Annotated in this window: 13 protein-coding genes and 1 tRNA gene; 6 read left to right on the forward strand and 8 right to left on the reverse strand. The window is 70.7% G+C overall.

Going from position 1 to position 13,627, the window contains the following annotated elements; genetic code table 11:
- Nucleotides 1–19 precede the first annotated feature (19 nt).
- From HC031_RS10275 to HC031_RS10290, 4 genes are all read left to right on the forward strand, one after another.
- Nucleotides 20–1,510, forward strand: a complete 1,491-nt coding sequence (locus tag HC031_RS10275) for an NADH-quinone oxidoreductase subunit M (RefSeq protein ID WP_167924997.1) — start codon at nucleotides 20–22, stop codon at nucleotides 1,508–1,510.
- Between the two features lie 67 nt (nucleotides 1,511–1,577).
- Entirely contained in the window at nucleotides 1,578–3,131 is a 1,554-nt protein-coding gene (locus HC031_RS10280) for an NADH-quinone oxidoreductase subunit N (RefSeq protein WP_167924998.1), read from the forward strand.
- 159 nt (nucleotides 3,132–3,290) lie between these two features.
- A complete protein-coding gene (gene htpX / locus HC031_RS10285) occupies nucleotides 3,291–4,172 on the forward strand; it encodes a zinc metalloprotease HtpX (RefSeq protein WP_338090580.1) in 882 nt (293 codons plus the stop codon).
- A 56-nt stretch (nucleotides 4,173–4,228) separates the two neighbouring features.
- A complete protein-coding gene (locus tag HC031_RS10290) occupies nucleotides 4,229–4,411 on the forward strand; it encodes a hypothetical protein (RefSeq protein ID WP_167924999.1) in 183 nt (60 codons plus the stop codon).
- A gap of 91 nt (nucleotides 4,412–4,502) precedes the next feature.
- Here the strand turns inward: HC031_RS10290 and HC031_RS10295 are convergent, their stop codons facing one another.
- Together HC031_RS10295 and HC031_RS10300 are read right to left on the reverse strand one after the other, a co-directional pair.
- Entirely contained in the window at nucleotides 4,503–6,134 is a 1,632-nt protein-coding gene (locus HC031_RS10295; RefSeq protein ID WP_167925000.1) for a GGDEF domain-containing protein, read from the reverse strand.
- A 661-nt stretch (nucleotides 6,135–6,795) separates the two neighbouring features.
- Entirely contained in the window at nucleotides 6,796–7,290 is a 495-nt protein-coding gene (locus tag HC031_RS10300) for a YajQ family cyclic di-GMP-binding protein (protein ID WP_167925001.1), read from the reverse strand.
- Nucleotides 7,291–7,495: 205 nt separating this feature from the next.
- On the opposite strand from HC031_RS10300, the gene HC031_RS10305 reads away from it, so the two are divergent.
- Nucleotides 7,496–7,576, forward strand: a tRNA-Tyr gene (locus HC031_RS10305).
- A 164-nt stretch (nucleotides 7,577–7,740) separates the two neighbouring features.
- Here HC031_RS10305 and HC031_RS10310 read toward each other — a convergent pair.
- The 3 genes from HC031_RS10310 to HC031_RS10320 are packed head-to-tail and all read right to left on the reverse strand — an operon-like array spanning nucleotide 7,741 to nucleotide 9,316.
- Nucleotides 7,741–8,214, reverse strand: a complete 474-nt coding sequence (locus tag HC031_RS10310) for an arsenate reductase ArsC (RefSeq protein ID WP_167925002.1) — start codon at nucleotides 8,212–8,214, stop codon at nucleotides 7,741–7,743.
- Nucleotides 8,211–8,942, reverse strand: a complete 732-nt coding sequence (locus HC031_RS10315) for an aquaporin (protein ID WP_167925003.1) — start codon at nucleotides 8,940–8,942, stop codon at nucleotides 8,211–8,213. The genes HC031_RS10310 and HC031_RS10315 overlap by 4 nt, the downstream gene beginning before the upstream one ends.
- Nucleotides 8,939–9,316 carry a metalloregulator ArsR/SmtB family transcription factor gene (locus HC031_RS10320; protein ID WP_167925004.1) on the reverse strand — a complete coding sequence of 126 codons (378 nt, stop codon included), beginning with the start codon at nucleotides 9,314–9,316 and terminating at the stop codon, nucleotides 8,939–8,941. Before HC031_RS10320 ends, HC031_RS10315 begins: the two co-directional genes overlap by 4 nt.
- A 74-nt stretch (nucleotides 9,317–9,390) precedes the next feature.
- On the opposite strand from HC031_RS10320, the gene HC031_RS10325 reads away from it, so the two are divergent.
- A complete protein-coding gene (locus tag HC031_RS10325; RefSeq protein ID WP_167925005.1) occupies nucleotides 9,391–9,858 on the forward strand; it encodes an ArsI/CadI family heavy metal resistance metalloenzyme in 468 nt (155 codons plus the stop codon).
- A 162-nt stretch (nucleotides 9,859–10,020) separates the two neighbouring features.
- On the opposite strand, the gene HC031_RS10330 is transcribed toward HC031_RS10325, so the two are convergent.
- The 3 genes from HC031_RS10330 to HC031_RS10340 form a co-directional block, all read right to left on the reverse strand.
- Complete coding sequence (locus tag HC031_RS10330; RefSeq protein ID WP_167925006.1) at nucleotides 10,021–11,241, reverse strand: SpoIIE family protein phosphatase; 1,221 nt, start codon at nucleotides 11,239–11,241, stop codon at nucleotides 10,021–10,023.
- 112 nt (nucleotides 11,242–11,353) lie between these two features.
- Nucleotides 11,354–11,725 (reverse strand): anti-sigma factor antagonist, encoded by a 372-nt coding sequence (locus HC031_RS10335; protein WP_167925007.1) that lies wholly within the window; start codon nucleotides 11,723–11,725, stop codon nucleotides 11,354–11,356.
- Between the two features lie 135 nt (nucleotides 11,726–11,860).
- Nucleotides 11,861–13,522: a tetratricopeptide repeat-containing diguanylate cyclase gene (locus HC031_RS10340; RefSeq protein WP_167925008.1), complete on the reverse strand. Its 1,662-nt coding sequence runs from the start codon at nucleotides 13,520–13,522 to the stop codon at nucleotides 11,861–11,863.
- Between the last annotated feature and the right edge of the window lie 105 nt (nucleotides 13,523–13,627).

The raw sequence follows: 13,627 nt of genomic DNA on the forward strand, positions 1-13,627 counted from the left end.
TCGTGGCCGGAGGTGCCCGGTGACCCTCGGACAGGCGGCGCTCGTCGCCACCCTCGCCCTCCCCGCCTTCGGCGTCGTGGCCGCGGTCGCCGCGCCGGCCCGGCTGGACCGGGCGGGCCGCCTCGCGGGCACCGTCGCCGCCGCGTTGACGTTCGTCGCGACCCTGGTACTGCTCGCCGGCCGGCAGCCGCACGGCCCGCGTACCGCTCCGATCCGGCCCTGGCACTCGGTCGACCTGCCCTGGGTGCCGGATCTCGACCTGCGCTTCCACCTGGGCGTCGACGGCGTGTCGTACCCGCTGGTGGTGCTCACCGCACTGCTGACGCTGCTGTGCTGCGGGTACACGCTCTGGCGGGTGCCGGAACCGGGCCGGGGCCGGCTGCTCGTCGCGCTGCTGCTCGCGATCGAAGTGGGCATCCTCGGCGTCTTCGAGTCGCTCGACCTCGTGCTCTTCTTCGTCTTCTTCGAGGTCGTGCTGCTGCCCATGTACGCGGTGATCGCGATCTGGGGCGGCGAACGCCGGCGACCCGCGGCGCGCAAGTTCGTGCTGTACACGCTGTTCGGCTCGGTCCTGCTGCTGGTCGGGGTCTTCGTGGTGGTGGCGAAGGCCGGCACCGCCGATCTGATCCACCTGACCGGTGGCGGCGGCCTCCCCCGGGGCACCCAGCTGGTCGCGTTCACCCTGCTCGCGCTCGCGTTCGCGGTGAAGAGCCCGCTGTGGCCGCTGCACACCTGGCTGCCCGACGCGCACACCGAGGCGCCGACCGTCGGGTCGGTGATCCTGGCCGGGGTGCTGCTGAAGATGGGCACGTACGGGCTGCTGCGCATCGGCGTGGGGGTCGCGCCGGCCGGCGCCCGCTGGGCCGCGCCGGTCCTCGGGGTGCTCGCCGTGGCGGCGATCGTCATCGGGTCGCTGGTCTGCCTGGCGCAGGCGGAGCTGAAGCGGCTCATCGCGTACTCATCGGTCGGGCACATGGGCTTCGTGCTGCTGGGCATCGCGACGCTGACGGCGACCGGCATCCAGGCCGCGCTCATCGGCAACGTCGCGCACGGCATCATCACCGGCCTGCTGTTCTTCCTCGCCGGTGCGATCAAGGACCGGGCGCACACCGGCCGGCTCGACGAGCTCGGCGGGCTGCGCGAGACCGCGCCGACGCTGGCCGGGCTGCTCGGGTACGCGTCGATCGCGTCGCTGGGACTGCCCGGGCTGGCCGGCTTCTGGGGCGAGGCGTTCGCCGTCGTCGCGACACTGCGCCGCGGCTGGCCGGTGCTCGCCGTGGTCGCGGCGCTCGGCGCGGCGCTCGCCGCGGCGTACTTCCTGCGGCTGCTGCGCCAGGTCACGCACGGCCCGGCCGTCGGCGAGGTGGCCCGGCCCCGCCTGGCCGGCGCCGAACTGCTGTCGTGGGGGCCGCTCGTCGTGCTCGCCCTCGCGCTCGGCCTGGTGCCGGCGGCCGTGTTGAGCCTGTCGGCCGACGCGGCGCGGGCGCTGGCGGAGGTGGTGACCCGGTGAGCGAGCGAACGAGATGGCTCAGTGCGATTGAGGCTAGTGGCGTCGGCGAGCGGAGCGAGGCGGCGACATGAGCATCGATCAGATTGCGTTGCTGCCCGTGTACGCGGTCGCGCTCACGGCGGTGGCGGCGCTGGTGACCGACCTGCTCGTACCGGGCCGGCGCGGCCCGGTGCTCGCCGTCACCGCGCTGGGCGCCGCCGCGACCGCGGCCGCCGCGTGGGTCGTCGGCGCGGCCGGGCCGGCGCGGCGGACCTTCTGCGCGCCGGCCGGCTGCTCGTACGTGTTCGACCACACGGCCGCCCTGGCCGCGGTCGTGTTCGCGCTCCTCACCCTCGGCGTGCTCGCGTTCTCGGTCCCGGCGCTGCGCGGCGACACCCCGCCGGGGGAGTACTGCTTCCTCCTCGCCTGTTCGCTGACCGGCGGTGTGGTGCTGGGCGCCGCCCGCGACCTGATCACGCTGATCATCGCGGTCGAGACGCTGACCCTGCCGCTGTTCGCGCTGGTCGGGCTGCGCCGGCGGGTCGTCGCATCGGCCGAGGCCGCGGTCACGTTCTTCGTCGTGAGCGTCGTGTCGACGGCGGTGACGCTGCTCGGTGCGGCCCTGTTGTACGCGTCGACCGGCGCGGTCCACTTCACGGCGCTGGCCGCCGCGCTCGCGCACCGGGACGCGCTGGTCTCGGTGCCGCTGGTGACCGTCGGGGTCGTCCTGGTGCTCGTCGGGCTCGGGTTCAAGGTCGCCGCCGTGCCGCTGCACGCGTGGGCGCCGGCCACGTATGACGGCGCGCCGCTGCCGGTGGCCGCCTACCTGTCGACGGTCTCCAAGCTCGGCGGCGTGGTGGCGATCCTGTTGGTCAGCGCCCAGGCGCTGCGTCCGTGGCTGGATGTCACCGGTCCGGCGCTCGCCGCCCTGGCGACCCTGACGATGACTGTGGGTAACCTTGTCGCCCTGCGGCAGCGCCGGATGGTCCGGCTGTTGGCGTGGTCCTCGGTGGCCCAGGCGGGCTACATCCTCGCGCCGCTGGGGGCGTTCGCGCTCGCGTCCGGGCGCTCCGACACCGCCCTCCGCGTCGTGGTCGCCGCGTCCATCGCGTACGCGATCTTCTTCGTCCTACTGGAGCTGGCGGCGTTCGGTGCGGTGATCGCGCTACGCGGTGACCGGGACGGCGGCGAGATCGCGGACTACCGTGGCGTCGGCCGGCGTACCCCCTGGGTGGCGGGTGCGTTGACGCTCGCGTTCGCCGGCCTCGCCGGCCTGCCGCCCGGCCTCGCGGGGCTGTTCGCGAAGGTCGCCGTCGTGCGCGCGCTGCTGGCCGGGGGCGCCGCCTGGCTCGCCGTGGTCGTCGCGCTCAACGCGGTGATCGGCCTGGCGTACTACGTGCGGGTCGTGACGACCCTGTTCGTCATCGCCCCGCTGGACACCATCACGCCGTCGGACATCATCCGGCCGTCGTCGGACATTTTCGCGCCAGGGTCGGACATCCGCGCGGTGCCGCGCGCCCCGCTGCCAGCGGTCCCGTGGCCGGTGGCGGTCGGACTCGTCGCGCTCACGGTGGCCGGTCTGGTGGCCGGGTTCGCGCCACAGCTCGTCCTGCACGCCGCCGGCCTCGCCGCCGGTCGCTGACCCCGCCATCGTCGGACATCCTCGGACGGTTTCGGACGGTTGCGGTTGTCGTCGGAGGCGGCTGCCAGCGGATTTGCAGGTGATTTGTAGCCGGCGCGGGGAATTGAACGATGTAATCCGGGCGTTGAATCGGTTGCATTCCTTACCGAAGGAGTCACCGTGCACCGGCATTACAACGGCTTGAAGACGGCGGCCCTGCTCGGGTTGCTCACCGCGCTGATCCTGCTCATCGGGTCCTGGCTGGGCGGCCGGAGCGGGTTCGTGATCGCGCTCATCCTCTCGCTGGTCATGAACGCCGTGTCGTACTTCTACTCGGACAAGCTGGCGCTGCGGGCGATGCGTGCCCGGCCGGTATCCGAGCGGGAGGCGCCCGAGCTGTACGCAATCGTCCGGGACCTGGCCGCGAGCGCCGGGCAGCCGATGCCCCGGCTGTACATGAGCCCCACCGCCCAGCCCAACGCCTTCGCCACGGGCCGCAGCCCGGAGCACGCGGCCGTCGCCGTGACCGAGGGCATCCTCGGCATGCTTACTCCGCGTGAGCTTCGCGGCGTCATCGGGCACGAGTTGTCGCACGTGTACAACCGCGACATTCTGATCTCCAGCGTCGCCGGGGCGCTCGCCGGGATCATCACCATGCTCGCCAACCTGGCCTGGTTCATCCCGCTCGGCCGGTCCGACGACGACGAGGGGCCGGGCATCCTCGGGTACCTCGCCATGTTGATCCTCGGCCCGCTCGCGGCGTCGATCATCCAGCTCGCGATCAGCCGTAGCCGCGAGTACCAGGCCGACGAGTCGGGGGCCCGGCTCACCGGCGATCCGCTCGCCCTGGCCAGCGCCCTCCGCAAGATTCACCGCGGCACGCAGGCGCTGCCGCTGCCGCCCGAGGGTCAGCTGACCAGCACCGCCCACCTGATGATCGACAACCCGTTCCGGGCTCAGGGCATCGCGAACCTGTTCTCCACCCACCCGCCGATGGAGAAGCGGGTGGCGCGGCTGGAGGCGATGGCCGGCTCGACCGGGCCGATCCAGTACATGCGCTGACCCCTTGCGGGTATCAGCGATTTATATCTGCTGGTTCGGGCTCCACGGTGAGTGGCGTGAGCGCCGTGGAGTCCACCTGCTCGACCCGTGCCCGGCACCGCCGGTCCGTCGGGCTGCGCCAGGCGCCGACGTACGTGCGGCTCGGTACGCTCTACGCCGCCTTCTCGGTGGTCCTGATCGCCGGTTACCCGGCGCTGCCCACGCTCGGGCGGACACCGACGGCCGTCCGCCTTTCATGATCGTGGAGAGTTTTCCGTGTTCCAACACGGAAAACTCTCCACGATCATGGTGGGTGGCGGTGAGGAATCGCAGTGCCGCCTTGCGCCGTGCTCACGCCTCGGGCCCGACCACCTGGTTGCGGCCGGAGCGCTTCGCCCGGTACATCAGCTCGTCGGCACGTCGGAGCAGGGTCGCCTGCGTGTCGCCGTGGACCAGCGAGGCGACGCCGATGCTGGCGGTCACCGCGAGGCCGTCGTTGATCGGGGACCACTGGTGGTTCTCGATAGCCAGGCGCGTGTGCTCGCTCAGTGCCACCGCGGCAGCGGCGGCCGTCCCGGGCAGCACGAGCAGGAACTCCTCCCCGCCGAGCCGGGCCGCGAAGCCGTCCCCGTCCATCGTCTGATCGAGCAGCCGGGCGATGGCGTGCAGGACGGCGTCGCCTACGTCGTGGGAGTACCGGTCGTTGATCCGCTTGAAGTGATCGACGTCGATGAGCGCAACGCTCAGCGCGGCGGGGGACCCGGCGGGCCCGGACGCGTGCGCCTCGTCGATGAGCTGGGGCAGGTGCTGGTCGAGGCGGCGGCGGTTCCACAGGCCGGTCAGGGAGTCACGTTCCGCCAGTTCCTGGTACTGGCGGCTCTGCTGCTGCGCCCGTTCGATGTCGAACAGCGTGTGCAGCGTCCAGGCGGCGACGTCGCTCTGCTCGGAGCGAAGCTGCTGCCAGGCCTCGTAGCATGCCGCCATGGCCTCGTAGGCCGCCCGGTACTCACCGCGCTCCGCGTGGATCTTGGCCGTCTCGTGCAGCGCCCTTGCCCGTGCGTCTGCCGGGCCCGCGGCCTCGGCGTGCTGGCGGCAGAGCGTGAGGATCCGCAGCGCCTCGGCGTCGTCTCCGGTGCGCCGCTTGATCTCGGCGAGGGTGAGCAGGCAGAACGCGAACCCATGCCCGTTCGTGTCCTGTACCCGGCCGGCGAAGACCGGCGCGAGCGCCGCCTCAGCCTCGGCCAGCTCACCACCCTCCATCAGCACCCGGCCGACCGTGTCGACCGCGGTGGCGCTCAGCTCGGCTCCGGACTCCTCGGCGAAGAGCCTGAGCCGGTCCACCGTGTGGCGGGCGCCGAACAGGTCGCCGGCCTCGTACTGGACCCAGGCCATATTGTTGAGGTTCACCAGGACCAGGCCCGGATCGCCGAGCTCCCGGGCGAGTTCGTCGGCCTGCCACAAGGCCGTCAGCGAACCTCCCGGGCGGAGGATGCTGGTTACCTCGGCGAAGACCACCGCGTGGTCGGCCCGCAGGTGCAGCGGTGCGGACCCGTCAAGCAGCTGCACCGCGCGGCCCGCGTGTGTCAGCGACTCCACCCGCTCGCCCATGCTGGCCAGGGCCCGCGCGAGGATCGCATGCGCCCGGGCCGCGACGATCCGATCGTCCGCCTCGGTCGCCCACTCGAGGACCTGTCGCGCGAGCCGAAGAGCCTGCGGAATCTTTCCGGTCCGTTTCAACACGTCGGCGCGCGCCAGCCGGCCGAGGGCAGCGATCCCTGCCAGGCCTTGCCCGGCGGCGGCCCTGACCAGGCGTTCCGAGCGGGCCATCAGTCCGTCGAGACCCGAGTACGGGGCCAGGACCAGGGCGAGGGCCTCCGCCTCGAGGTCCTCGGCGCCGCGCGCGCGGACGAGCAGTACCGACTGGTCCGGCTCGCGCACCCGGTGCTGCCGTCCGCAAGACGCGATCTCCTGAAACTCGGTCATGGCGTGGGTCCTGTTCTTCGGCTCCGTTTCCCGCGTGGGTGCGCCGGTGGGCCGCGGCACAGCCTCGCGCCGGGACCATCGGAAGTCCACCCCCCATCGGCAGCCGGGGGACCGACCTGAGGCGTCCCGAACCCCCGCGTCCGGGCGGGTAGCGTCCCGTTGGTGTGTGGGGCCTTCTCCGGGTCCCGCCACGCCTCATTGAGGATGGCTAGGGCTTCCTCGGCGCTCGGCGCTCGGCGCTCGGCGCTCGGCGCTCGGCGCTCGGCGCTCGGTACTCGGCGGTCCGGTCCGGCCCGGTCGGGTTGGGCGACGGCGCACCCGCCAGCGCCGCCTTGTTGACGGCGCCAGCTCGCGTCGCCGCCCGCGCCGTCGGCGGAGGTGAACTGGGGTGTCGCACACCGTCGAGTTGCGGCTGCATCGCTGCTGGCGCCTCCTGGTGACCCGGCGTACCGGTCACCGCGGCGACTACCTCGCGTCAGCAGCGATCGCGAAATGTCGTCCCGCCTCGGCGCCTTCATGGGCGATCCAACCGTGGTCGACATCCGGTGCCGGCGTTTCTCCGGCGTTTCTATGGACACGACCCATCGACGACCAGAGTCCACGCCGTTTCCCCAGGTCAGAGGTAACGGCCGGCCCCAGGACCAGGGCCGGCCAGACCGCGTTATCGGTAGTTGGTGAACTGCAGGGCGACCCCGAAGTCCGCCTGCTTGAGCATGGCGATGACGGCCTGCAGGTCGTCCTTCTTCTTGCCCGTCACCCGAAGCTGGTCGCCCTGGATCTGGGCCTGTACGCCCTTGGGTCCCTCCTCGCGGATCTTCTTGCTGATGGCCTTGGCCTTCTCCGAGTCGATACCTTGGATGATCTTGCACTCGATCCGGTAGGCCTTGCCGGACTGCTTCGGCTCGCCAGCGTCCAGCGACTTCAGCGAGATGTTGCGCTTGACCAGCTTCTCTTTGAAAACTTCCAGAGCCGCTCGGGCGCGCTCCTCGGTTTCGGCCTGCAACGTGACCGCGTTCTCGCCGGCCCATTTGATCTCGGCGCCGGTGCCCCGGAAGTCGAACCGGGTGCCAAGCTCCTTCTCGGCCTGGTTGAGCGCATTGTCGACCTCCTGGTGGTCGACCTTGCTGACAATGTCGAACGAGGGTGCCGCAGCCATTGGTGCTCCTGTTCGGGTGCCTTCGATGATGTTGCCGTACCCATTCTGGTCCTGCTCTCAGCCTGCCGGATCAGGCGGGCGGGCGGGGGGTCGGGGAGTCGTCGGGGACGACTTCCGCCCGCCGGGTGGTACCCGTTTGCAGAGACCCCGGGGGGTACCGCTATCCTTACCAGCGCTGCTCCGCACAGCGGACGTAGCACCCTGAGGCGGGTTGCCCGAGCGGCCAATGGGAGCGGACTGTAAATCCGTCGCGAAAGCTACCCAGGTTCGAATCCTGGACCCGCCACAGCAGGGAGCGAAGGTCCCCGACCAGCGGAAACATTGGTCGGGGGCCTTCGTCGTCGGTCCCGCTCGGTCTCACCGGCCCGCTCGGTCTCACCGGCCCGCTCGGGACAGCTCGTCACGGCAAATGGACGGCAACGTTTCCACCATGATTGCCTAGCTTGGTCGCTATCGCTTAGGCGAGCTGTTTAGCTCCTGCCCGGCTGTTTGGGTCCTGACCGGGTTCGTGGGGTTCCTTAGCCGAGGGCGCGCGAGGTCGTCGACCAGTCTTTCCACGCGGGCGCGGATCTCGTCGCGCACACTACGAACTACGTCAATGGGTTGGCCGGCGGGATCGGTTAGCCGCCAGTCTTCGTAGCGTTTTCCGGGAAAGACGGGGCAGGTGTCGCCGCAGCCCATCGTGATGATGACGTCGCTCGCCTGCGCGCTGGCGTAGTCAAGCTTCTTTGGCTGCTCGGCGGTGATGTCGATGCCGACCTCTCGCATCGCCTGGACAGCGACGGGGTTGATCTGGTCGGCGGGTTCAGAGCCGGCGGATCGGACCTCGATCGTGTCCCCGGCGAGGTGGCGCAGCCAGCCGGCGGCCATCTGGGACCGGCCGGCGTTGTGGACGCACACGAACAGGACACTGGGGCGGGTCATCGGGTGACCTCTTCTCCGTGAGGAACAACGACGGTATCGGCGGCACCGGCCGCATCGGGGTACCAGACGGCGAGCGCGGCAACGGCGACCAGGCCGCCAACGAGCTGCGCGACAACGAAGCCAGGCACTGAAGCTGGTGCGATGCCCGCGAAGGTGTCGGTGAACGCCCGGCCGATTGTGACCGCCGGGTTTGCGAACGAGGTGGACGAGGTGAACCAGTACGCGGCGCCGATGTAGGCGCCGACCGCCGCAGGGGCGACGCTGGCTCGGCCGCTGCGGGCGAGGGCGAAGACCAGGACGACCAAGCCGGCGGTGGCCACACCCTCGGCCAGCCACAGGTTCGGACCGGTCCGGCTGGTGTGTGACCAGGCTAGGGCCCGCAGCCCGAACATCAGATCGGCCAGAACTGCTCCGGCGATCGCGCCGCTGACCTGAGCGACGACGTAGCCGCCGAGATCGCGCACCGCCAGGCCAGCCCCGGAACGTCGACCGAGCCACCAGTCCACCGCAGAGACGACCGGGTTGAAGTGCGCGCCGGACACCGGTCCGAAGGTCAAGATCAGTGCGCCCAGCGCCAGCGCGGTGGCGATGGCGTTCTCCAGCAGTTGGAGCCCGACGTCGTCCGGGGACAGTCGGGCGGCGGCGATTCCGGACCCGACCACGGCGGTCACCAGCAGCGCGGTGCCGGTGAACTCGGCGGATGCGCGCCGTGCCAGGCCGAGGCTCACGCGCTGATCCCGGTGGTGGGCGTGGCGGCGGCCGACACGTCGAGCAGTTGGGAGAGCGCCGCGAGCTTGGCCGGCACGATCCAGTAGTAGACCCAGGTGCCGCGCCGCTGGCAGCCGATCAGGCCGGCCTCACGCAGCACCTTCAGGTGGTGGGAGATGGTCGGGCCGGACACGGTGAACGCGTCGGTCAGATCGCATACGCATACTTCGTCACCCGCGCGGGAGGCGATCAGGGACAGCAGGCGCAGCCGTACCGGGTCGCCCAGCGCCTTGAATCCACGGGCCAGGTCGGCGGCGGACTCCTCGGTCAACGCCTCGGTCACGAGCGGGGTACAGCACGCGTCGGCCGCGAGCACCGGAAGCTGGTTAGGCACCCGTCTAGTTTGACAATTATCTAAACAGCGTGCAACTGTCTGATTAGACAACCACCTAAACAAGGAGGTGCGGGATGTCCCGCGTCCAGCTCGCCCTACGCGTGTCCGACCTGGAAGGATCGATCGCGTTCTACTCCAAGCTGTTCGGCGTCGAGCCGGCCAAGCGTCGCCCCGGCTACGCAAACTTCGCCATCGAAGAGCCGCCGCTCAAGCTCGTCCTGCTCGAAGGGCAGTCCGACCAGCCCACCGTGATGGACCACCTCGGCGTGGAGGTATTCAGCGGCGACGAGGTCCAGGCCGCCACCACGCGCCTGACCGACGCCGGACTGATCGCATTGACCGAGAACGACACCTCCTGCTGCTACGCCCTCCAGGACAAGGTGTGGGTACGCGGCCCTGGCAACGAACCCTGGGAGGTCTACGTCGTCAAGGGCGACGCCGAGACCCTCACCAAGGAATCCGACGGCGAATGCCGCTGCGGCGAGACCACCGAAGCGGCCGAGCCGGCTACCGCCTTATCTGACCGTGCCGGTTGCTGCTGACCGCGGTCGACGGCAAGCCCGCGGCAATGCACCGTGCCCGGTCCGCATTCTGGCTGGTCGGCCGGCGCGTGCGCGGCGGGACGGAAGTCCAGAGCGCGCCGCGCCGGCACGGTCGCGACGCGCTCACGGGGCGATTCATCACGGGGCGATCGGCGGTGGGTATCAACTACCGGTGGTCGTCTGGAGGGCGAGGATGGCGACGTCGTCATTCGTGGTCTGGTCGCCGATGAGAGCGGACATGATGGTGGCGCACACCCGCTCGGCCGGTCCGGGGGTCAGTGCGGAAACGAGAAGCTCGAAACCCTGGTCGATGGGCCGGGTGCGCCGTTCGATGAGCCCGTCGGTATAGAAGAACATGAGGCTGTCGCGGGTCAGCGGCACCTCTACCGCGTGGCGGCGGGTGTCGGGATAGGCGCCGAGAGGTAGATCCGCTGGCACGTCGAGCAGCCGGGCGGGTCGGCCGGGTTCGGCGAGGGCGGGCGGGAGGTGCCCGGCGCTGGACAGGGTGGCCTGTTTGCGGGCCGGGTCGAGCACGGCATAGATGACGGTGGCCATGGCGTCGGGTTCGAAAAGTTGGATCTTGCGGTCGAGACGGGTCAGGACATCGGCCGGGTCGCTGGATTCCAGCGCGTACGCGCGCAGCGCGCTGCGCATACGTCCCATGATCACTGCGGCGTTCAGGCCGTTGCCGGCCACATCGCCGATAACGGCTCCGATATGGCCGGACGGTAGAGCAAACAGGTCATACCAGTCACCGCCGACTCCGACCTCGGCGCCGGGAACATACCGAGCGGCTGCGTCGATGCCCTCGATCGCGCCCAATCGACCGGGCAGCAGGCTACGTTGCAGGGCCACGGTGGTGGCCCGGTCGATGCTGGCCAACCGGGCCTGGGTGGCCAGGCTGATTCGGCCGGCAACCCGTTGCAGCAGGTCCGTGTCGTCATCGGAAAACCGGCGAGGGGCCAGCGTGCCGACGTGCAGAACACCGATGACACGTCCGGCGACGATCATCGGTACGCCGAGCATCGATGCGATGCCCTTGTCGAGCAGGATCGGGTTGATCACATTGGTGGGGTCGACGTGCTCGATGCGCACGGGTTGCCCGCCGGCCGCTACTCGGCCGGCGAAACCGCTGCCGACCGGTATCCGGACCCCCTGTCGGACCTCTTCTTCGAGGCCGCGGGCTGCCGTGGCGACGAGTTGCTGACCGGAAGGGTCCAGGAGAAGAACCGTAGCGGTGTCGACATCCAGAATTTCCCGCACCCGGTCCAGGAGTTCGACGAGTAGATCCTCGACGTCCAGGTGTGACAGGGCCGCGTCAGTCACCGCTTGTAAGCGGCGCAGCTTCTCACTGCTGTCTGAAGCGTTCTGCCCAGTGCTCACCGCCGAATCGTAGCGTTGCAGGGTTTGGGCAGGACCGACCGCCGGAGATGGCGCAGCGGCAGCCGCACCGAGAGGGTCGCGCAAAGGTCGCCGCGGGACGGGCCGCGCGGGGTCAGCGCTCGCCGGTGCCCTGGTAGGCGAGGTGTTCCCGCACACCCGAGATGTCCAGAATCCGGCCTGCCCCGCCGCGAGGCGCGTCGACCAGGTAGCTCTTGGCCTTTTCCTCGGCTGACCGGCGCCCCTTCAACAGGACCCTGATGCCGGACGAGTCGAGGAAGGTCACCTCGGTCAGGTCGACGACAATGCCTGGAACGTCCTGTGCATCCAGGCCGGAGACGATCTCTCGTTGCAGGACGCCCGCCGTAGAAAGATCGACTTCACCGGTCACGATCAGGTAAAGAATCCCTCCGTCGCGACGCTCCGTCGAGACTGTCAAGTCCATTGGTCGCTCCTCAGGCAGATCCTTCGCGGTGTCGGCAGGCACACCCGGTCCCTGGATTATGCGGGCGCGACCGGCAACCGGTTAAACCCCACCGGCAGCAGGCAGGCGCTGTGGCGACGACCCGGGCTGCTCGTCGGGCGGTCAGCAGGCCGCGGCCACCACCTCGTACCCGTACGGTCAGGCCGGGTCGGCGTTGACCCGGTTGCGCCCGCTGCGCTTGGCCGCGTACAGGTTGCGGTCGGCCCGGCTGAGCAGCTCCGACGGCGTGACATCGCCCGCGGTGTTCGCCGCGACGCCGATACTCGCGGTCACCGGCAGGTCGCCGGTCACCGGCCGCCACGGGTGGCCCGCGATCGCGCGTCGGAGCCGTTCGCAGCGGCGTACCGCGTCCCCGCCGTCCGTGCCGGGGAAGACCAGCAGGAATTCCTCGCCACCGAGCCGGGCGGCGAACCCGCCGTCGGTGACAGCCGTGGCCAGCAGTGCGGCGATCTGTTGCAGCACGGTGTCACCGGTGGCGTGCGAGAGCGTGTCGTTGATCGCCTTGAAGTGGTCGATGTCGACCAGCGCCACCGACAGCGGCGCGCCACCCGCGGCGGGCGCCTCCAGCAGGGCGGCGAGGTGCTCGTCGACGTAGCGGCGGTTGTACAGGCCGGTCAGCGCGTCGCGCTGGGCCATCTCGCGGAACCGTACGCTCAGCCGGCGAGCCTCCTCGGTCTCGAACACCGCCTGCAGCGTGCGGGCCCGGGCGTCCTGCTGGGCCGACTGCAGCGCCTGCCACTCGGTGTGGAAACGCAGGTACTCCGCGTAGGCCTCCCGGTACCGGCCCGCCGTCGCGTACAGCTCTGCCTGCTGCTCGCGCACCCTGGCCCGAACGGACCCCAGGCCGCGCTCCGTGCACACCGTCACGGCCCGGTCCAGCGCGGCCTGCGCCGCCGCGAGGTCGCCGCGTAGTCGACGGATCTCGGCCACCGTGAGCAGGCACTCAGCCAGCGTGTCGCGCTCGTTGACGGGGTGCCCCGCCGAACCTTCCAGGACCGGGAGCAGCACCGCCTCGGCTTCGGCGTACCGGCCACGGGCCAGGTGGATGCGCGCGGTCGTGTCGAGGACGTACGTGTCCACCGTGCTGCCGTGGCGGGCGGCGACGGCGTGGAGCTGCGCGATCAGGCGCTCGGCCCGCTCGTGGTCACCGGCCTCGGACGCCGAGTACGCCAGATTGTTGAGGATCTGCACGATCAGCTCGTCGTCGTCGATCGCGATGGCGAGCTCGAGGGCCTCCTCGTGGCGGCGGCGGCCGTCGTCGGCCGAGCCGGCCTCGTGGGACGCCCATGCGAGGGACATCAGGTACTTCGCGCGCAGCCGCGCCGGTACGTCGTCGGTGGTGTGTGCCACGCACTGGACCGCATGCGCCAGGGCGTCGGAGATTTCGCCGAGGAAGTAGAAGAACAGGCAGAGCTGCCGGTGGCTGCGCGCCAGCAGGTAGGTGTCGCCGTGCTCGGCGGCCCATGCCCGCGCCTCCTCGGCGATCCGACCCGACTCGACCGCGTCCCCGTCGCGCAGCAACGCCTCGGCGCGGATCAGCCGGGCGCGCAGCCGCAGGTCCGGCAGATCCCACTCGGTCGCCAACCGCTCGGCGCGCGCGGCCGGCGCCACGACCGCCCGGTAGTCGGCGGACCGCGCCAGCTCCATCGCCCGCAGCGCCGCTACCAGCCGGTACACGGCGTGCGGTGTCCGGTACGAAACGTCGGCGAGGTCGTCAAGCGTTCCGCCGGGCACGGCGCCGGCCGGCGCCAGCGAGCCGGCTTCGGCCCCTGCCGTCTGTGCGCGAACTGCCGACCCCATGCCCACCCGTATCCGTCGACCACTGCTGAGCAGGGAGTGACGCTACGGCGGCCGGGTTGCGGCGGTCCCTGCCCAGCGGTTGCCGTGCGGGTGCGCGTCCGGGCC

It is taken from the genome of Planosporangium thailandense (assembly GCF_011947195.1).
GTDB classification, from domain to species: Bacteria; Actinomycetota; Actinomycetes; order Mycobacteriales; family Micromonosporaceae; genus Planosporangium; species Planosporangium thailandense.